Raw genomic sequence first — 20,810 nt, forward strand, 5'->3', positions numbered from 1 at the left:
ATTCATATTAAGCTTTACGAGGGCGTTGTATCGTCTGACGAGACGTGTATCAAGATGGGAGATATTAAATTGAAGAGCATGCTCTTCAATTTAACCCAAAACTTGGGATTTGTGTAGATACCTATGCTTTAATCAAGGAGGGACTTTTTGCTTTATGCTGTCGTATCTATCAGCTTTGCACCGGTCATTGACTGTAATTCGTCAAAGCTCAGACCCTCAACTTTTTCAATCACTTTCATGCCTTCAACTGTTACATCAATGACGCACAAATCTGTGTAAATACGATCGACACATTGCAGGCCTGTCGCAGGGTATGACAATTCAGCAACAATTTTCGGTTCACCTTTTTTGGTCACATGGTCTGTAGTAATAAAGACTTTTTTCGCCCCAACAGCCAAATCCATTGCACCACCTACAGCAGGAATTGCATCTGGCGCACCAGTATGCCAATTTGCTAAGTCACCATTTCGGGCAACCTGAAAAGCGCCTAATACTGCAATATCTAAATGCCCGCCACGCATCATGGCAAAAGAGTCACCATGGTGAAAAAAGCAGCCGCCCGTTTGCATAGTGACAAACTCTTTTCCTGCATTAATTAACTCAGGGTCTTCTTCGCCTTTAGCTGGAGGAGGACCAAAAGCCAAAAGTCCATTTTCTGAATGTAGAAAAACATCTTTATCTGTTGGTAAATAATTTGAAATTTTAGTGGGCAAGCCAATGCCTAAATTGACATAAGCACCATCTGGAATATCTTGTGCAACACGTTCTGCAATTTGATCACGGGTTAATTTGGTATAGCTCATGGTTCTTTCCTCACGTGATTTATGCAGATTGCTCAAGCTGTGCAGGTTGAACAGCCACAACATGTTGTACAAAAATGCCAGGGGTAATAATGTGCTCTGGGTCTAATGCACCAAGTTCAACAACTTCAGAAACCTGAGCAATTGTCACATCTGCTGCCATAGCCATAATGGGGCCAAAGTTACGCGCTGATTTGTTGTAAACCAAGTTGCCCCAGCGGTCGCCCTGATGTGCTTTGATTAAAGCAAAATCAGCTTTAATTGGATTTTCGAGGACGAAATCTTTGCCTTCATAATTGAGTGTAGGTTTGCCTTCTGCCAACAACGTACCAAAACCTGTTGGTGTATAAATTGGACCTAAACCCATGCCTGCCGCTTGAATACGGCAAGCCAAATTACCTTGTGGTACAAGCTCAAGTTCTATTTTTCCTGCACGGTATAGCTCATCGAACACCCAAGAGTCCGATTGGCGAGGGAAAGAACAGATCATTTTACGGACAGCACCAGCTTTGAGTAATTTAGCCAGTCCATAGTCACCATTACCTGCATTGTTGTTGACGATGATTAGATCTTTGATCCCAAGTTCAATCAGTCCATCAATCAGTTCAGCAGGCTGACCAGCCGTACCGAAACCGCCAATCATAATGGTTGATCCATCCTTAATTTGAGAAAGTGCTTCTGTTAAGGAAGCGGTACTTTTATCAATCATGCTACGATCCTTCATCAAGAACGATAAAACTATTTACCTGACTAACCACTTCAGTCATGCAAGGCAGATAATCTTTTATTTCAAATATTTACAAACTCAAAATGCAGATCAATGGATTTCAATCATGTGCTACACAATTGGAATCCAATCACATCAGCTGTCATCACTACGAATAGAAGATGGATGACGATTTAAAGCCATAACTTCAATATTCATATACGGGTAAAGGGGCAATCCTTGTAAAATGTTGTGTAGCTCTTCATTACTTTCAACATCAAAAATACTGATATTTGAATATTGACCAGTAATGCGCCAGATATGACGCCATTTACCTTGACGTTGTAGATCTTGTGAATAAGCCTTTTCTACAGCTTTAATTTCATTGGCTTTTTCGACTGGCATATCTAATGGAATATTGACATCCATGCGTACTTGGAAAAGCATTTCTTACTCCTAGCTAAATGTTATTTACGACGTAAGTCATCAATTTTGTTTTCATCAATTTCAATCCCTAAACCCGCTGTGGTCGGAATCTTGAGTTCGAAATCTTGATATTGAAGTGGGGTTTTTAAAATTTCTTCAGTCAACAGCAATGGACCAAAAAGCTCTGTGCCATAAGCTAAATTGTCAAATGTAGAAAATGCATGTGCCGATGCAATAGTGCCCACAGGGCCTTCAAGCATGGTTCCACCATATAAATCGATACCCGCAAGTTTGGCGATTTTTGAAACCTCACAGCCTTCGATTAAACCGCCAGACTGTGCAACTTTGACTGCAAAAACAGAGGCAGAATTGTGCCGAGCAAGTTGATATGCCGTTTGAGGCCCCATCAGTGATTCATCTGCCATAATCCCAATATCAAAACGACGAGTTAAACGGCGCATCGCGTCAATGTTATCGATTGCGCAAGGCTGCTCAATCAGGTCAACACCACCATCTTGTAACAACTGAATGCCTTTAATGGCATCTAATTCAGACCATGCACGGTTAACATCCACACGTATAGAAATGTCTGAACCTAACGCTTTTTTAATAGCTAAAACATGCTCAACATCAGCTTCAACGGGGCGTGAACCTATTTTGAGTTTGAAAATATTGTGTCGTTTTGCCGCAATCATCTTTTGTGCTTCGGCAATGTCTTTTTCCGTATTGCCAGATGCAAGTACCCAAAGAACAGGCAAGCTGTCACGTAAACGGCCGCCCAATACTTCACTTAAGGGCAGATTTAAACGCTGCGCCAAAATATCGAGTAGCGCCGTTTGAATGGCACATTTAGCAAAGCGATTGCCGTTAATACTACGTTTAATAGCTTGCATGGTTTGAGCAACATTCAAACCAGTGAGAGTTTTCAGTAAAGGACTAAAATAAGTTTCAATATTGGTACGAATGCTTTCAGGGCTTTCTTCACCATAGCCTAGACCACCAATCGTCGTCGCTTCCCCCCAACCGATATAACCATCTTCGGTGGTGATTTTAATCAAAACAAGGGTTTGCGTTTGCATGGTTGCAACAGCCATCTTGTGCGGACGGATTGTTGGGATTTCCACGAGCAGGGTTTCAATCGACTTATACATCTTGCGTATTTCTTATCTATCCAACTATTTATATACCCTAATTTAATGTAATATCTTTAACTAGAGCGATTTTGGTATTTTTAGATACTTAAAAGGTATATAAATGGAATTAAGGCACTTACGTTACTTTGTCACCGTGGTTGAAGAGCAAAGTATTACCAAGGCAGCAGAAAAATTATGTATTGCTCAGCCACCTTTGAGCCGCCAAATTCAAAAACTTGAAGAAGAGCTGGGGATTACGTTGTTTGAGCGTGGTTCTAGACCCGTGAAAACCACAGAAGCAGGTATGTTTTTTTATGAGCATGCTGTACAGATATTGACGCATACCGCCCAGGCCAAAACCATGGCACAGCGAATTAATGCCGTCGATAAAACTGTCCGTATTGGTTATGTCAGTTCGCTTTTATACGCATTATTGCCGCAAATTATTTATTTATTTCGACAACGCAACCCAGATATTCATGTTGAACTCATAGAATGTGGTACACGCGACCAGATTGAAGCCTTAAAAACCGGTCGAATTGATATTGGTTTTGGACGACTTCGCTTAACCGATCCGTCCATTAAACGTATTTTATTAAGAAAAGAAGCGCTACGTTTAGCTATTCATAAAAATCATCATTTGGCTGAATTTAAAGACAAAGGCATTTATCTTTCTCAAATTTTAGATGAACCAATTTTTGCCTATCCAACGACACCGAAACCGAATTTTTCCACGCTCATTCAATCGATATTTACCGAATTAGGACTTGTACCTAAACATTTAACCGAAGTGCGTGAAATTCATATGGCTTTGGGCTTAGTGGCGTCGGGAGAGGGCATTTCCTTGATTCCTGAAAGTGCCAGTGATATTGGCATGAAAAATTTGATGTACATCCCAATCTTAGATTTGGAAGCCTATAGTCCAATCTCTTTGTCAGTACGAAATATGGATCATAGTAATTACATTCCAAAGATACTGGATTGCATTCGTGAAGTCTTCGTTGAAGAAAATATCGACTTACACGCCATCGATGCAGATGCATAACTAATCAAGGTTTCATGGTCGATGTAACACAAGATCCACTATTCAGATGATAGGGTCTTATGGAATATCAATCACTTCAGCCCAAAGCATCCTGATAAATACAAGATTGTGCTATTTCAAAAACCTTTTCATCTTCAATATTTAATTGATCGTATTGCTGCATTTTTTGAATCATCCATTCAAAGTCTGAAGTTTGTGGCGCTTGGGTCTTGCCAAAATTTTGAATGATGCTTTTGATCCGATGAAAAGCCTCGACGTGAATCTGCTCAGAACAATCAAAACGGATGATGTGATATTGCTTTAACAAAGAAAATATTTCAGAAAAATGCGTTTGTTGAAGCAGATCGTTTTGGGCTTTTTGGATGGCAAGATGGATTGCGTTTAAGGTATTGGGATGTTTTTCTGCCCAATCATGGGTAAAAGCCAAAACTTTATCTGGAATATGATCAATAATATCTTGGCTATTGACGATAATACGACTATAGCCTTGTATTTCAGCTTGTGTATTCCACGGCTCTCCGACACAAAATCCATTAATTCGTTGCGTTGATATTGCTTCCACCATATAAGGCGGTGGAAGAGTTGAAAAGGTCTGCGTTTGAGCGAGTTCCGTGTCGGCAAGTGCCAGCCATTCTCTTAAAATATAATGATGAATCGAATGCTGAAAAACATGCGCCAACTGAATCGTTTGATTCTGTTTTATCGCCGATGCAATTTTCTCTGCTGAATTTTTTGGTAGATCTAATGCATGGATATTTAATTCATAGCACAGCTTTTGACTCAAACTAATATAAGCGCAGTTAGTACTGAGTGTAAGAGAGGTTTGTAAGGGAATGCCGAGATGGTCTTTGCCCGTCACAGACGCAGGCAGCATGGCCGATAAACAGTGTGCTACATCTAAAAAACCAAAAGCTAGACGGTCGCGTAAACTTGCCCAAGATGGTTCTTGAGTCAGCGTGACGTTCAACCCTTGTTCCGCAAAATAACCTTGATGTTCTGCCCAGAGCAAAGCAACACAGTCAAGTAAAGGAATATAGCCCAATTGAATATCAGTTTTTTCAAGCTTTTGCATGGTTTATTCCTTAAATTGAGACTGTAACAGCGCTTGCGCATCAAGCAGTCGGCGCGCCATTTCACCCATCGTCATACGGTGACTCATGGCATTTTTTCTCAGCAAATTAAATGCTTGATCTTCGGTTAAACCATGCATTTGTATTAAAAGCACTTTGGCTTTTTCAATATCTTTTCGATCGGCCAATTTGCACTTGGTTTCAGCCAAATCATTCAGCAGTTTTTTATGCTTTTTATATTGTTCAATCGAAATTTCTAAAATGCTATTCAAACGTGCAGGGTTAATACCATCGACAATATATGCCGTGACACCCGCATCAATCGCGCTTCGGATGATTTCAAGACTCGAATTTTTAGTGAACAGAACAGTCGGTAAGTCAAATTGGCTGACACAGCTTTCAATGACATCGCGATGTGGATGATCCATATCCAATAAAATCACATCTGCCTGAATATTTTGCAGATATGACATATTTAAATGATCAATCATGAAACTGGCGACCACATCAAAGTCATGTTGAATTAATGAGGCTTGAATAAATTCAGCACGTTCTTGATCATCATCAATTAGGGCTATTTTTAGTTTTGGCATGCAAACGCTCAGACAGAGCCAAACAAATACGTATTGAGTTTTCTAAGCAATTTAAATGCCAAATTTTAAGACAATACAAAATATAAATCTGCTTCTAAATTTTAGCTTGGTTATATGCACATTTTAAAATTGAACCATTTCCGTGCACTGATCTTGTGCAGGGCTGAACCACGTTTGAACATTCAGCCGCATCTCTATAGGCATATTGACTATCTATTTACCTTAATTCGCTTATTTTCGGATAGATCGGCGCTCAATGCTTAAATATAGAGATGAAATTTACGATTGAAATAAAAACTTGGCACGTATCGTGCTTAATACTTATTGAGTCAAAGAAGACTCTAAAAATTTGTTAGACGGCCAACGACGTCCGTTCTGATCGACTCTGTTATGTGTTAGCGACATAACCGAGTAATTCATGCGTTCAGTTCAGTCAGGAGAAGGTTATGTCTTCAAATTTAAATGCCAAAAAAGCCACAAAAATAAGTCTATTTAATTTTTCTTCAGCAGCAATGCGGGCCTTCCACATGAGTTGGCTCGCATTCTTTGTTTGCTTCTTTGCATGGTTTGCCTGTGCACCGTTGATGCCAGTGATTGCTGGCGAATTTCACCTCACGAAAGATCAAATTGCCAATATTAATATTGCCGCTGTTGCGATCACGATTTTAGTCCGTCTGATCGTTGGTCCTTTATGTGATAAATATGGCCCGCGTAAAACCTATACAGCTTTATTAATCATCGGCAGTATTCCAGTCTTTGGTGTCGCTTCTGCGAGCAGCTATGAATCCTTTCTTTTCTTCCGCTTGCTGATCGGCGCGATTGGCGCAAGCTTCGTCATCACTCAATACCATACAAGCATTATGTTTGCGCCTAATGTTGTGGGTACAGCCAATGCTGCAACAGCAGGCTGGGGCAATGCAGGCGGCGGTGCAACTCAAGCCCTTATGCCTTTACTGCTTGGCGCACTCGTTATGTTTGGTGTAGAGCAAGCGATGGGCTGGCGTATTGCGCTGATTGTACCCGGTGTGATGATGCTGATTGTTGGTGCGCTTTACTGGAAGTTCACACAAGACTGTCCGCAAGGCAACTTTAAAGAACTTCGCGAACAAGGCATCAGTGTTGGCAGTGACAAAAAAGGCGGCTTGGCAATTCTAATGCATGCAGCACGCAATTACCGTGTATGGATTCTATTTGGCGCTTACGCAGCTTGTTTCGGTATTGAAATCTTTATTCACAACATTGTAGCAATGTACTACGTCGACCATTTCAGCTTTGGATTAAAAGAGGCGGGTATGGCAGCAGGTATCTTTGGTTTGCTTGCATTGTTTGCTCGTGCGCTTGGCGGCATTGTTTCGGACAAAGTAGCGACTAAAAAAGGCTTAGATGGCCGTACCAAAGTGTTATTTGCCATGATTCTGCTAGAAGGCTTATTCCTGATTGTCTTCTCACAAATGAATACTGCAGTGCTTGCAATCCTTGCAATGACAGTCTTTGCGCTCTTCACACATATGGCTTGCGGTGCTACCTATGCGCTGGTGCCATTCATTGACCGTGATGCTTTAGGCGGTGTTGCAGGCATTATCGGTGCAGGCGGTAACGTAGGTGCAGTGGCTGCAGGCTTCTTGCTTAAAGGCATGCTGGATATTCAAACCACGCTTATGGTGTTGGGCGGTCTAGTGGTTATCGCTGCAAGCTGTGTACTGATGATCCGCTTCTCTGTAGAGCATAAAGAAAAAGAACAGCGCCTATTTGAACAAGCTGTAAATGAACGAAATTTAGCTGAAGCTCAAAACTAATACTTAAAAGTTGCCTCTAAACATCGCGATTTAGGGGCAAATAAAAAAATCTTGCGGAGAAAGAATATGAAAATCATCATGATTGGACATGGCATGGTTGGCCATAAATTTATCGAATCTGTACTGGAACACGCAGGTGATGATGTTGAATTAACCATTTTGGCTGAAGAGCCGCGTTTAGCCTATGATCGTGTGCATTTAACTGAATATTTCAGCGGTAAATCGGCTAAAGATTTAACCCTATGCCGCAGCGACTTTGCCGATGCATACGGTATAGATTTACGCCTTAGCACCAAAGCGGTTGAAATTGATCAGCGCAATAAAACGGTCACAACCAATCACGGTGATATTCTTTCTTTTGACAAGCTGGTGCTCGCAACAGGTTCATATGCATTTGTGCCGCCAATTCCAGGCAATGAGCGTGAAAACTGCTTTGTGTACCGTACCATTGAAGACTTAGATGCCATCCGTGCCGCAAGCTTGAATGCTAAAACAGGTGTGGTGATCGGCGGCGGTTTATTGGGTCTGGAAGCAGCAAAAGCGCTGCGTGATTTAAACTTAGAAACCCATGTTGTTGAATTTGCACCACGCTTAATGGCAGTTCAGATTGATGATCTAGGCGGTAAAGTTTTACGCTCGAAAATTGAAAATCTAGGTGTTAAAGTCCATACGCAAAAAGCAACATCTTGCATTGAAGACGGTGCAAATGCGAAGCATGTAATGAAGTTTGGTGATGGTTCTGAACTGGAAACCGACATCATCTTATTCTCTGCAGGTATCCGCCCACGCGATGAATTAGCGCGCCAAAGTGGTTTAGCCATTGGTGAGCGTGGCGGTATTGTAATTAACGATTATTGCCAAACCTCAAACCCTGACATTTATGCCATTGGTGAATGTGCGCTTTGGCAAAATAAAATTTATGGCCTAGTTGCGCCGGGCTATGACATGGCACGTATTGCAGCAAAGCATGTGATGGAACAAAACTGCACGCTTTTCGCTGGTGCAGATATGAGCACCAAGCTGAAACTGATGGGAGTTGATGTTGCATCTGTAGGCGATGCGCATGCAATGACACCAAATTCTTTAAGCTATTTCTATGCAGATGAAGCAGCTCAGGTTTATAAAAAAATTGTCGTGAATGCTGATAAAACCAAGCTACTTGGTGCAGTATTGGTGGGCTGTGCTAAAGAATACAATGACCTGCTACAAATGATGCTGAATGGCTTAGAAGTTCCAGGAAGCCCAGAAAGCCTAATCATGCCTGGCTATGCACAATCTGCAGGTAAATCGGGCGGAAGCGGTGTCGATCTGCTGCCAGACAGCGCAACGATTTGTTCATGTAACAACGTCTCTAAAGCAGATATTTGTTCAGCCATTGCTGACGGATCGACTTCTTTAGGCGCATTGAAAAAATGTACTAAAGCTGCAACAGCTTGCGGCGGCTGTGCGCCATTAGTCACTCAAGTACTTAAATCGGAGCTTCAGCGTCAAGGTGTAACTGTAAATAACCATTTATGTGAACACTTTGCTTATTCACGCCAAGAGCTCTATCACTTGGTACGTGTGAACGAAATCAAAACCTTTGATGACCTGATTCAACAGCATGGCCATGGCTTAGGCTGTGACATCTGTAAACCGACGGCAGCCAATATTTTAGCGTCATGCTGGAATGACTTTGTACTTAAACCAAGCCATGCAGGCTTGCAAGACAGTAATGACTACTACCTAGGCAACATACAAAAAGACGGCTCTTATTCAGTCGTGCCACGTATGGCAGGCGGTGAAGTTACTCCGGATGGATTAATTGCCGTAGGTCAAATTGCGAAAGAATATGGTCTATATACCAAACTGACAGGTGGTCAGCGTGTCGATATGTTTGGTGCACAAGTGCATCAGTTGCCTGAAATTTGGGAAAAATTGATTGCTGCAGGTTTTGAGTCTGGTCATGCATACGGTAAATCATTGCGTACAGTGAAATCATGTGTCGGCAGTACTTGGTGCCGCTATGGCGTAGACGACTCTGTGGGTTTGGCGATTTTCCTAGAAAACCGCTACAAAGGCCTGCGTTCACCGCATAAATTGAAAATGGCAGTATCAGGCTGTACCCGTGAATGTGCTGAAGCGCAAAGTAAAGATGTTGGCGTGATTGCGACTGAAAAAGGCTGGAACCTTTATGTATGCGGCAACGGCGGTATGAAGCCGCGTCACGCAGAGCTTTTGGCATCAGACTTAGATACGCAAACATTGATCAAATACATTGACCGTTTCTTTATGTTCTACATTCAAACAGCAGACCGTTTGCAGCGTACTTCTGTATGGCGCGACAACATGGAAGGCGGTTTAGATTACCTGAAAGATGTCGTTGTGAATGATTCGCTTGGCGTAGCTGCTGAACTTGAACGCCGTATGAGCCATGTTGTGGGTACATATCAAGATGAATGGCGTACTGCTGTAGAAGATCCTGAAGTACGTAAACGCTTTGTGACTTTCGTGAATGCAAAAGCAGAACAGCAAAATGATCCGCATATTCAGTTTGCATCCGTTCGCGGTCAAATCAGACCCAAAACAGAAGCTGAACGCGATACGACACGCATTCCAGTGGTTGAAGCTTAAGAGAATAACGAATTTAAAACTTCTTTTATTTGATTTACATCCTTATTCGGTTTCTCGCTAAGGCGAAAATGAAAAGATAGTGATCTAAAAGAAGTTTAAAAAAGGATGAAGAATATGACAATTTTAAAAGAAATAAATGATTTAGACTGGTTTGATGTTTGTGCATTAGATGATATTACGCCAAATACAGGTGTGGGCGCACTGATTGAAAATCAGCAAATTGCGATATTCCGTGTCGGTGAAGAAAAGCGGGTTTATGCGCTGAGCAATCAGGACCCATTTAGCCAAGCCTATGTTATGTCCCGCGGTATTATTGGTGACTTGCAGGGTGAACGTGTTGTGGCATCACCCATTTATAAACAGCATTTCAGCCTTGCTACTGGACGCTGCTTAGAAGATAAAGACCAAAAACTCTTGGTTTTTCCAAGCAAAATTGAAAATGGCCGTGTGCTGATTAGTCCAACTGCTCAAAAAACCTATATTACCAATAACGCGCCATCGTCTGAGTTGATGAAACTTGTTTTGGTCGGCAATGGCTTAGCAGGTATGCGTTGCTTAGAAGATCTGCTGGATATGGCGCCAGAGCGTTATGAAATTACAGTCATAGGCGAAGAGCCTTGGGGCAATTACAACCGCATTATGCTTTCACCTGTGCTTTCAGGTGATAAAACCATTGAAGATATCATGCTGCATTCACATGCTTGGTATAAAGACAAAAATATCCGTTTTGTAGCAGGTGATGCGGCGGTACGCATAGACCGTCCGCGCAAGCAGGTATACACAGAAAAAGGCTTGGTCATCGATTATGACCGTCTGATTTTAGCGACAGGTTCTAAGCCGTTTATTCCACCAATACCGGGAACTGACTTCAAAGGCGTTTTAAGCTTCCGTGATATTTATGATGTCAACAAAATGCTGGACTACTGCAAAACGAAGAAAAATGCAGTGGTGATTGGCGGCGGTTTATTAGGGCTAGAAGCAGCTTATGGCCTGAAACAGCGTGGCATGAATGTTACTGTACTGCATTTGATGGACCGTATTATGGACCGTCAGCTGGATGAAAAAGCCAGCCTGATGCTGAAATCAGCGATTGAGCAAAAAGGCATTCGTATTTTGACTGCAGCGAATACCCAAGAGTTGATTGGGCAAGATGGTCATGTGACACAATTACGTTTGCAGGATGGCACGGTATTAGCTGCAGATCTTGTCGTGTTTGCAGTCGGTATTCGCCCAAATATTGCATTGGCACAAAGTGCAGGACTGCGCTGCGGCCGCGGTGTGATGGTGAATGACACCATGCAAACGTTTGATCCGAGTATTTATGCAGTGGGTGAATGTATTGAACACCGCAGCCAAACTTTCGGTTTAGTTGAACCGCTTTGGGGACAGGCATTCATTTGTGCATCGCATTTGGCCGAACATGGCAGCTTAACCTTCAAAGCGCCTATGGTTCCGACGCAGTTAAAAGTCAGCGGCTGTGACGTATTTTCAGCAGGAAACTTTGAACCGCAGGATGATTTTGAAGACATCATTTTGAATGATGAAAAGCGTCAAATTTATAAACGCATTATTATTCAAAAAGATAGAGTGATTGGCGCTGTGCTGTTTGGTGATACAGAAGACGGTGCGTGGTATGCAGAATTGATTTCAGATCAAACTCCAATTTCAAGTATCCGAAACAAATTGCTGTTTGGTAAGGATTTTGCATTAAAGAAAGCAGGGTGATTCATTATTAATCAAAGAATATAGTCACGACCGCGCAATTTCATTTTTAAGAAATTTGTATTTGCGTAGGTGTTGCCTCACTTTTGAAGGATCAAAAGTGACAAAAATCCTTTGTTGGGCGAAGGGTACATCCTATACCCCGCCCAACGATGGCATCCATGCCACCACACGATAGTTAGTTTTAACTTAAATTTAAATAATTTAGTCATCTTTTGAAATTGGTCGTAACACTCAATTAATTGAGTTTGGAAAAAGGAGCCGGCAGAAGTGAATAGCATCCCGATCGTGGAACTGCATAGCTCCACAGAAAATAAAATTAAAACAACGCAAACCACCTGTCCATATTGTGGTGTCGGCTGCGGCGTGAGCGCAACAGTTGAACAGACTGCTTTAGGGCAAAAAGTCAGTGTGACTGGCGATACGAACCATCCATCAAACTATGGCAAGCTGTGCATTAAAGGCAGTAACTTAGCCGATACGATTGGATTAGAAACACGTGTCTTACAGCCAATGCTTGGGCGTCAAACATCACCATTTAATACTCGTCAGGCTACAGACTGGAACACAGCAACAGCTCTGATTGCCGAAAAATTTCAGCAATGTATAGATCTTTACGGACGTGAAAGCATCGCTTTTTATGTGTCGGGCCAACTGCTGACGGAGGATTACTATGCCGTTAACAAATTTGTCAAAGGCTATTTAGGTACTGCAAATATTGACACCAATTCACGGCTTTGCATGTCATCGGCTGTGGCGGCACATAAGCGTGCATTTGGTGAAGACCTTGTACCAGCAAGCTATGAAGACTTTGAGCATACAGATATGGTGGTGCTGGTCGGATCCAATACAGCATGGTGCCATCCCGTGCTGTATCAGCGCATTATGAAAGCCAAAGAAGAACGTGATTTGTTCGTAGTGGTCATTGATCCGCGCTTTACCAGTACCTGTGAGGCTGCAGATTTGCATTTGCCAATTTTACCGGGGCAAGATGTCGCACTGTTCAACGGTTTGCTGCAGTATTTAGTACAAAATAATCATAGTGATGTAGATTTTATCACCAAACATACTCAAGGTTTGGCGCAAGCGCTGGAGCAAAGTAAAACAGAAGCTTCTATGACAGCAGTTGCTGAGCGTACAGGTATTTCTTTAGAAAAATTACAGCTATTTTTTGAAAAATTTGCGCAAACTGACAAAGTTATGTCGCTATTTTCGATGGGGGTTAATCAGTCTTCGCGCGGTGTAGACAAAGCCAACAGTATTATTAATTGCCATTTACTTACAGGCAAAATCGGAAAATTAGGTGCAGCGCCATTTTCTATGACAGGTCAGCCCAATGCGATGGGCGGCCGCGAGGTTGGCGGCTTAGCCAATATGCTGGCTGCGCACTTAGATGTCGATAACACGGCGCATCAGGCATTAGTACAAGAGTTTTGGCAAAGTCCATTTATTGCCAATAAAGCGGGATTAAAAGCAGTTGATCTGTTTCAGGCTGTAGAAAGCGGGAAAATCAAAGCCATTTGGATTATGGCGACAAATCCTGTTGTGAGCTTGCCAGATGCAGATCAAGTCAAACGTGCCTTAGAGCAATGCGAGTTTGTAGTGGTGTCGGATATTTGCAAAGACACAGACACAGCAATATATGCAGATGTGCTTTTACCTGCATTGGGCTGGGGTGAAAAAGACGGAACCGTGACCAATTCTGAACGCCGTATTTCACGTCAAACTGCATTTTTAGATGCGCCGGGTGAATCCAGAGCAGACTGGTGGTCTATTGCACAAGTTGCGAAAAAGATGGGTTATAGCGGTTTTGACTACAGCAGCAGCTATGACATATTTATTGAACATGCAAAATTATCTGCTTATCAAAATGCGCCTTTAGATCAACGTGATACCACTGAGTCTTTTCGCTACTTTAATTTGCAGGGTTTAAGTAAGTTATCTGCACAAGATTATGCTGAATTAAAGCCTGTGCAATGGCCAGTTTGGCGGTTAGATCAGTGCGCTGATGCAGTCAGCCGTTTGTTTGCAGCAGGCCAATTCAGTCATGCCGATGCAAAAGCCAAATTTGTCGCGACAACCGCTGTTGATCCTCTAAATAAGGTTTGCAGCGAATATCCGCTGATTTTAAATACTGGCCGTATCCGTGACCAATGGCACACCATGAGCCGTACAGGTTTATCTGCAAATTTGAGTACGCATATCGCTGAGCCATTTTGTGAAATACACCCGCAAGATGCACTGAAGTTTGGTGTTAAAGATGGTGAACTGGTTGAGGTGAAATCTAACTGGGGCTTATGTATTTTACGTGCACAGGTCAGCAGTAAAATTCGACGCGGTCAAATCTTTGCGCCAATTCATTGGAATGACCAAGTCGCATCGGATGCGCGTATAGGCAAAGTGGTGAATCCTGTGGTCGATGCACTATCTGGTGAGCCTGAATTTAAACATACACCTGTATTTGTACAGCCGTTTTATACACAGTGGCAAGGTGTACTGTATGTACGTGACGGCTTTGAGCAAATGGTGCAAAACACCATTCAAAACACGGTGTGGTGGACCAAAATTAAAACAGCGAAAGCGACGCGTTTTGAGTTGGCCGATCGTAAAAAATTCAGCACTACAGCGCAGCAGCTGAAAAACTTGCTGCCATTTACTGACGAATCATTTGAATGGCTGAATTTAGAGGATCAAACGGCACATTTAAGCCATTCTGTGGTTCTGCAAGACGGTCATCTGATTGCAAGCTTGTATATTGCGCCTAGAGCATTGCTGCCTGATCGTGATTGGATTGCAGGCATGTTTAAGCGTGAACGGCTGAGCGCAATGCACCGCAAAGCGCTGCTGGCAGGTCAGCCAATGAATATGACCAACAGTGCAGGTCCGCTGGTGTGCAGCTGCTTTAAAGTCGGCAAAAATACCATTATCGAAACCATTAAAGAAAAGAATATTAGCCATGAAAAACAAGTCACAGCATGTTTAAAAGCCGGCGGTAATTGCGGTTCGTGCTTAGCAGAAATACGGGGTTTGATTAAAGCCTGTCAGACGGAGTACGCAGAATGATGAAGAAAATCACCAAATCAGTAGGCTATCCAGAAACAGACTTGGTTATTTTGGCGGGTGGTCAGGCCCGCAGAATGAACGGAATGAATAAAGTGCTGCAAAAATTTGATAATGAAATTCAGCTGATTAAGATCCATCAGCAGTTGAAATCACGGGTTGAAAATGTCTGGATCAACAGCCATCGTGACCATTCGATTTATAAACGGCTCATTCCCTCGATCCGCTTTTATCAAGATGATGAAGCCGGATTTTTAGGGCCATTGATAGGGATGAAAAGCGCGTGGTCACATGTTGAGTCTGATTATGTTTTGTTTGTCCCGTGCGATGTGACCTATATCCCGAAGAAAGTGCTTTCGAGATTGCATCAGGCCATGCAGCGGGATCCCTTGTGTGAAGTAGCTGTAGTGGAAATTAATGGCAAAGCGCTGTATCCATTTTGTTTGCTGAAACGAAGCAGTCTCACAATGCTGCAGGTGCATCTTGATCAAAAACAGCGCAGTTTGAAGGGGTGTTTTAGTAAAATGCACATGCAAGTTGCACGTTTTCAAAATAATGCACTCTTTTTTCACAGCATTAACTCTCTAGATGAGCTGCAGCAGCACCGTCAGCTGAATGTTCTCTAAAAGCTGTACCTTTTGCGGAGCTTTCATTTCAAATAATGAGCCTAATGTGCTGTTTTTGAACCCAGAGAGAAAATCTACAGCCAATATGAAGCTTTTGAGCATGATATCTAGAGATAAAACAGACTGCTTTTATACCTTAGATAATGGGCTTAACGGCAATTTATATTTTTAATTGCTATTAGTTATTTATAAGTTATTGATTTTGTGTGTCAAAAAAACAAACCAAATCCTCTGAAATAAATATTCAAAAAAGCGCAAAGTTGGAACACTTATTGCAATTTTTACTGCAAGAAAAGAGGGCGCAAAATTTGTACTGAGCTAAGACAGGGCAAATGACAGCACCATGGAAGATAAACATGAACAGCATGACACAATTACAGCCAGCGACCATTTTTAAGGATCAGTTTGGCCGTGAAAAACGCAAATTGCGCATTTCAGTGACAGACCGCTGTAATTTTAAATGTGTCTATTGTATGCCTGAACACCCTGAATGGATGAAAAAGCATAATCTTCTCAGTTTTGAATCACTTTACAATTTTTGTGAGTTTATGGTGCTGCGCGGGATTGATCAGATCCGGATCACGGGCGGCGAACCTCTCATACGTCAAGGCGTTGTGCATTTTATTGAACAGCTGCAACAGCTGAGAAAGCTAGGCCTTAAACGTATATCCATGACCACCAATGGACATTATCTGAAACAATATGCACAGGCCCTAAAACAAGCTGGCTTAGATGGCATAAATATCAGTTTAGACAGTTTGGATGAAGCGCAATTTTTTCAGCTGACGCAAAAACAATTACAGCCAGTATTAGAAGGGATTGAAGCGGCTAAGCAAGCGGGCTTTGACATTAAGATTAATACAGTTTTGATTAGAGGTCTGAATGATCAGCAGATTATTCCTTTAACTTATTGGGCACAGCAGCAGCGTTTTGAGCTGCGCTTCATTGAGTTCATGCCTTTAGACGGTGATCAAAACTGGACTAAAGATTCCGTTGTCACTGAACAAGAAATATTAACGACATTGAAAACCGTTTTTGAGGTGAACATCTTGTGTGGGCAAGGTGCATCGCCAGCCCGCAGCTATGAAGTAAACGGTTTACCGATTGGGATTATCTCAACCATCAGTAATTCATTTTGCGGTAGCTGTGACCGTTTAAGACTGAATGCTCAAGGTGAGTTTTTTAACTGTTTATTTGCAAAAAAAGGCTTAGACCTGAGCAAGGACATACGCTCACTTAAAAGCACACTGGCTGAAAATGAAAATCCGCTGGATACGTTGAACATGCAAAACAAACTTGGCAGCTATATTTGGCAAAAAGAACAGGGCTTTCACACGATTACAGCGTCTAGTACTAGCAATACCAGAAAAATCAGCATGCATATGATTGGAGGTTAATGATGACTCAAATCACCATCAAAATTGAATCTTTTGGCGCTATTGAGCGTCTATTGCCAGCGCATTTGAGTCTGACTTGCTTGGCACAGCAGTCAATTGCAGAGGTTTTGCAGCAAGTTGCAAATCAATTTCCAGAATCATTCAGCATGCTTGAGCGCTGCGCCTGTGCCATTGGGGAAGACATTGTGCCAAGACAAACCGCATTGATGCAGGACAGTACCGTTGTGCTGCTGTCACCTGTGGCGGGAGGCTGAATATGGAGCTCAAGCATATTTCACGCATACAAGATACAGTATTCAGCCAAGCTGATTTTGACAGCATTGAGGCATTTCCTGAATGCGGCGGTATAGGTGTATTTATTGGCGCGGTTCGTAATCACCATGAAGGCAAAGCGGTAAAAGCCCTGAAATATACAGCTTATGCGCCTGTGGCTGAGAAAATGATCCGACAAATTGAACAGGAAATTCAAGCCAAATACGACGTGTCATATGTACGGGTTGTGCATCGTATTGGCAGTTTAGATATTGGTGATACTGCAATTATTGCTATGGCTTATGCACCGCACCGCCGTGAAGCTTTTGCAGCCTGCGAAGAAGCGGTTGAACGTGTAAAGCATGAAGTGCCTGTTTGGAAAGAAGAGTTTTATATGGATGGCAGCAGTCAATATGTAGAGGGCTGCTGTATTCGTAAGGATCACGCGCCTGAAGTGGCAGATCACGAAACGAAGCATGCTCATGTTCATAGCGAGTCATGCGAACATTCACATCAAAATAGCCAGATCATGCATTTGAATGCCAATATTTACCAATGGCATTTATAAAACCCAAAATTCAATATTTTCAATATTACAGCTGAAAATGAACAAAATAAGGATAAAGCAATGAAAAATGTGGGCATGAAAGCGGAAAGTTACCGTACAGCCATTGCAACTGGAATACTGCATGCACCGCCACATTGCATTGAACTGCTGCGAAATGGCAATACAGAAAAAGGCGACGCGCTGAAAACCGCACGTATTGCAGGTATTTTGGGCTCTAAACGTACAGATGAACTTATTCCGCTCTGTCATCCGCTGCCAATCTACCGTGCAGATGTGGAGTATGAATTGTTTGAGGCGCATGTTGAAATTAGCGCAGTGGTTGAAACCATTGGTCCAACGGGTGTGGAAATGGAAGCTTTGACTGCGGTCAGTCTTGCCGGTTTAACGCTGTATGACATGCTGAAACCGCATTGTGAACCTGAAGATTTATGCTTAGATCAAGTGAAACTGCAAAAGAAAAAAGGCGGTAAATCACATTTTACCCGTGTATTAAAAGAAAGCTTATCGGCTTCGATTATTGTGCTTTCAGATACAGTTGCTGCCGGTAAAAAACCAGATACTGCGGGGCAAAATGTCCTCGAAATTTTAGAAGAAGCAAACTTCAGCAACATCAGCTATCAAGTGATACCGGACAGTCCTGAACAGCTTTTGGCTCTTATTGAACAGTATAAGACGCAATATCCGCTGATTTTGACCGTGGGCGGTACAGGTCTAGGCCAGAAAGATTTAACCGTTGAAACCATTCAGCCGCTGTTAAAACGGGAAATTCCAGGGCTGATGGAAGCATCCCGCAGTTTTGGGCAGAAACGCACCCCTTATGCGGCCCTTAGCCGCGGTGTTGCCGGCTATATTGATGACAGTTTAGTCATTACACTGCCGGGCAGCAGACAAGGCGCAAAAGAATCATTGATTGCCATTTTACCTGCCTTGGTGCATCTATTTGATGTGCAGAAGAATATTCCGCATGCAGGAGGCTACCAATGAACCAAGCCGTATTGCACGCAGGCTGCGGGGCCGAGGCTGGACTGATTTCAGTGGACGAAGCGCTTACGCTGATTCAGACACATACGCAAAGTTTAGCGCATGAAACTTTGGCGCTTCAGCACGCTTTAGGCCGTTATTTGGCGGCAGATGTGCATTCACCAATTCAGCTGCCTTTATTTGCGCAAAGCGCAGTGGATGGCTATGCCATTTGCGCAGAGGGTGAAATTAAAGCAGGTACGCAATTTGAGCTCATTGGAGAAATCCGCGCAGGGCAAACGGCTGAAACTATTTTAAAAGCAGGCCAAGCTGTCCGTATATTTACTGGCGCGCCGATTCCTGAAGGCACGACTACAGTAGCACGGCAAGAAATTGTGAAAGCAGATGCACAGCAAATTGAATTGACTTCAGTTTTAAATAAGCATGCGGATATTCGTGATGCAGGTGAGGAATTCTCAGAGGGTCAAATATTGGCAAGAAAAGGCCAAAAACTTTCTGTGGGCGCAATTGCAGCACTGAGTATGGTAGGTATTTCTCATTGTGAGGTCTACGCTTACCCTAAAGTTGCGGTGGTCATTACAGGTGATGAAGTTGCACAAAATATAGAAGATTATCGTGCAGGTAAAATATTTGATGCCAATGCGCCGCTGATTTTAGTATGGTTTCAGTCGCAGCACGTCCAAGTTGAAGTGATTCATATTGCAGATGAAAAACAGGCGGTTTTAGATTTATTCAACCGTTTAAAAGACAGCTTTAATTTAATTTTAACGACTGGCGGCGTATCTGTCGGTGATTATGATTTTGTTCGGCCGGCAGCCTTGGACATCGGTTTTCAGCAAATTTTCTGGAAAGTGAAACAAAAACCCGGCAAACCGATGCTGTTTGCACAATATCGACGTCCTGACAGCAGTTCCTGTTATTTACTCGGACTGCCGGGCAACCCCGCTGCAGTCTATGTCGGCATGCAAATTTATACAGATAGATTATTGAAAGCCCTACAAGGTCAAACACCTGCGCTGGACTGGTTCAGCGCAGTCATGACACATGACCTAAAAGCAGATGCACGTGAGCGGTTTTTAAGAATGTCGGCGCACTTTGATAAGCAAGGCAAGCTTCAACTAACCAGCCTGTCTAAACAGCAGTCGCATATGTTGAGCAATTTAATGCAAGCCAATTGCATTGTTCGGATTCCTGCAGGGCAGTCTGTGCAAGCAGGACAAATTCTTCAAGGCGTATTTATTCAGCATTAGGAGTTTGCTATGCGATTCAAATTTATTTTAGCAGTAGGACTGAGCTTCATTGCTGGCGCATCTCAGGCGGAAATAGTCAAAATTTATGCTGCAGCCAGTTTAAGCAATGCTATCAGCGATATTGCAAAGCAATATCAGGCACAGAATCCAGACATCAAAATTGTACCGGTATTTGGCGCGTCATCTGCTTTAGCCAAACAGATTGAAGCCGGTGCGCCAAGTGATTTGTATTTTTCAGCAGATGTGGACTGGATGAATTATTTGGTGCAAAAACAGAAAATACCTGCAAAGCAAGTATTCAACATGCTAAGCAATGATTTGGTGCTGATTACGCCTAAAGCGGTGAATATGCAATTTAAAGCCGTGCCGCAGTTTAATTTTGCCAAGGCATTCAAAGGTCACTTATGTACAGGGCAAATGGAGTCTGTACCTGCTGGAAAATATGCCAAACAAAGCCTAACCAAGTTGGGCTGGCTATCAAGTTTGAATGGAAGGATTGTCGGGACAGATGATGTTCGTTCGGCTTTGGCTTTTGTCGAACGAGGTGAGTGCCAAGCGGGGATTGTTTATCGTACCGATGCGATGATCAGTTCTAAAGTTAAAATAGCCGGGATTTTTCCAAACCATACCCATCAACCGATCATTTATCCATTGGCTTTAACACATCAAGGCGCAGCTAAACCTGAGGCCGTGAAGTTTTACCGTTATCTTAAAGACCATGCGCAAAGCAAAATGCTGTTTAAGAATTATGGCTTTGGTGTGAAGGGCTAAA

General features: G+C 42.7%; 18 protein-coding genes. 12 read left to right on the forward strand and 6 right to left on the reverse strand.

Translation table 11 applies throughout. The features are described 5' to 3' along the window. Positions 1-152: 152 nt before the first annotated feature. From FTU17_RS09165 to FTU17_RS09180, 4 genes are all read right to left on the reverse strand, one after another. Positions 153-803 carry a 3-oxoacid CoA-transferase subunit B gene (locus FTU17_RS09165; protein WP_180026995.1) on the reverse strand — a complete coding sequence of 217 codons (651 nt, stop codon included), beginning with the start codon at positions 801-803 and terminating at the stop codon, positions 153-155. A 19-nt stretch (positions 804-822) separates the two neighbouring features. Beyond that, positions 823-1,509, reverse strand: coding sequence for a 3-oxoacid CoA-transferase subunit A (locus tag FTU17_RS09170; RefSeq protein ID WP_078193765.1), 687 nt, complete (start codon positions 1,507-1,509; stop codon positions 823-825). 153 nt (positions 1,510-1,662) lie between these two features. Then, positions 1,663-1,953: a muconolactone Delta-isomerase gene (catC, locus tag FTU17_RS09175; protein WP_180009435.1), complete on the reverse strand. Its 291-nt coding sequence runs from the start codon at positions 1,951-1,953 to the stop codon at positions 1,663-1,665. Between the two features lie 20 nt (positions 1,954-1,973). Beyond that, complete coding sequence (locus FTU17_RS09180; protein ID WP_180026996.1) at positions 1,974-3,083, reverse strand: muconate/chloromuconate family cycloisomerase; 1,110 nt, start codon at positions 3,081-3,083, stop codon at positions 1,974-1,976. A 103-nt stretch (positions 3,084-3,186) separates the two neighbouring features. Here FTU17_RS09180 and catM point away from each other — a divergent pair, with 103 nt between their 5' ends. Further along, entirely contained in the window at positions 3,187-4,110 is a 924-nt protein-coding gene (catM, locus tag FTU17_RS09185) for a cis,cis-muconate-binding transcription regulator CatM (protein WP_180109353.1), read from the forward strand. 76 nt (positions 4,111-4,186) lie between these two features. Here catM and FTU17_RS09190 read toward each other — a convergent pair whose 3' ends face one another. Together FTU17_RS09190 and FTU17_RS09195 are read right to left on the reverse strand one after the other, a co-directional pair. After that, the gene (locus tag FTU17_RS09190; protein ID WP_180135178.1) at positions 4,187-5,182 is read right to left on the reverse strand and encodes an ABC transporter substrate-binding protein; all 996 of its coding nucleotides are present in this window, start codon (positions 5,180-5,182) and stop codon (positions 4,187-4,189) included. A gap of 3 nt (positions 5,183-5,185) precedes the next feature. Beyond that, positions 5,186-5,773 (reverse strand): ANTAR domain-containing response regulator, encoded by a 588-nt coding sequence (locus tag FTU17_RS09195; protein ID WP_180135180.1) that lies wholly within the window; start codon positions 5,771-5,773, stop codon positions 5,186-5,188. 446 nt (positions 5,774-6,219) lie between these two features. On the opposite strand from FTU17_RS09195, the gene FTU17_RS09200 reads away from it, so the two are divergent. The 11 genes from FTU17_RS09200 to modA all read left to right on the forward strand — a co-directional run bounded on the left by FTU17_RS09200 (position 6,220) and on the right by modA (position 20,809). Beyond that, on the forward strand, positions 6,220-7,569 hold the full coding sequence (locus FTU17_RS09200) for an MFS transporter (protein ID WP_180009439.1): 1,350 nt from the start codon (positions 6,220-6,222) through the stop codon (positions 7,567-7,569). 66 nt (positions 7,570-7,635) lie between these two features. After that, a complete protein-coding gene (gene nirB / locus FTU17_RS09205) occupies positions 7,636-10,182 on the forward strand; it encodes a nitrite reductase large subunit NirB (protein ID WP_218955542.1) in 2,547 nt (848 codons plus the stop codon). A 114-nt stretch (positions 10,183-10,296) separates the two neighbouring features. Next, positions 10,297-11,907 carry a nitrite reductase small subunit NirD gene (gene nirD, locus FTU17_RS09210; RefSeq protein WP_180135182.1) on the forward strand — a complete coding sequence of 537 codons (1,611 nt, stop codon included), beginning with the start codon at positions 10,297-10,299 and terminating at the stop codon, positions 11,905-11,907. Between the two features lie 267 nt (positions 11,908-12,174). Continuing rightward, positions 12,175-14,967: a nitrate reductase gene (locus FTU17_RS09215; RefSeq protein WP_180135184.1), complete on the forward strand. Its 2,793-nt coding sequence runs from the start codon at positions 12,175-12,177 to the stop codon at positions 14,965-14,967. Then, on the forward strand, positions 14,967-15,590 hold the full coding sequence (locus FTU17_RS09220; protein ID WP_373683585.1) for a molybdenum cofactor guanylyltransferase: 624 nt from the start codon (positions 14,967-14,969) through the stop codon (positions 15,588-15,590). The genes FTU17_RS09215 and FTU17_RS09220 overlap by 1 nt, the downstream gene beginning before the upstream one ends. Before the next feature lie 356 nt (positions 15,591-15,946). Next, positions 15,947-16,987: a GTP 3',8-cyclase MoaA gene (gene moaA, locus FTU17_RS09225; protein ID WP_180064074.1), complete on the forward strand. Its 1,041-nt coding sequence runs from the start codon at positions 15,947-15,949 to the stop codon at positions 16,985-16,987. A 2-nt stretch (positions 16,988-16,989) separates the two neighbouring features. Further along, positions 16,990-17,241 (forward strand): MoaD/ThiS family protein, encoded by a 252-nt coding sequence (locus FTU17_RS09230; RefSeq protein ID WP_180004419.1) that lies wholly within the window; start codon positions 16,990-16,992, stop codon positions 17,239-17,241. Between the two features lie 2 nt (positions 17,242-17,243). Further along, positions 17,244-17,807 carry a molybdenum cofactor biosynthesis protein MoaE gene (locus tag FTU17_RS09235; protein ID WP_180135186.1) on the forward strand — a complete coding sequence of 188 codons (564 nt, stop codon included), beginning with the start codon at positions 17,244-17,246 and terminating at the stop codon, positions 17,805-17,807. A 60-nt stretch (positions 17,808-17,867) separates the two neighbouring features. Continuing rightward, positions 17,868-18,791, forward strand: coding sequence for a bifunctional molybdenum cofactor biosynthesis protein MoaC/MoaB (moaCB, locus tag FTU17_RS09240; RefSeq protein ID WP_180135188.1), 924 nt, complete (start codon positions 17,868-17,870; stop codon positions 18,789-18,791). Then, positions 18,788-20,038, forward strand: coding sequence for a molybdopterin molybdotransferase MoeA (locus FTU17_RS09245; RefSeq protein ID WP_180135190.1), 1,251 nt, complete (start codon positions 18,788-18,790; stop codon positions 20,036-20,038). The genes moaCB and FTU17_RS09245 overlap by 4 nt, the downstream gene beginning before the upstream one ends. Positions 20,039-20,047: 9 nt before the next feature. Beyond that, entirely contained in the window at positions 20,048-20,809 is a 762-nt protein-coding gene (gene modA, locus FTU17_RS09250; RefSeq protein ID WP_180135191.1) for a molybdate ABC transporter substrate-binding protein, read from the forward strand. Position 20,810 lies beyond the last annotated feature (1 nt).

Source organism: Acinetobacter sp. YH12070 (genome assembly GCF_013419625.1).
Classification (GTDB): Bacteria; Pseudomonadota; Gammaproteobacteria; order Pseudomonadales; family Moraxellaceae; genus Acinetobacter; species Acinetobacter amyesii.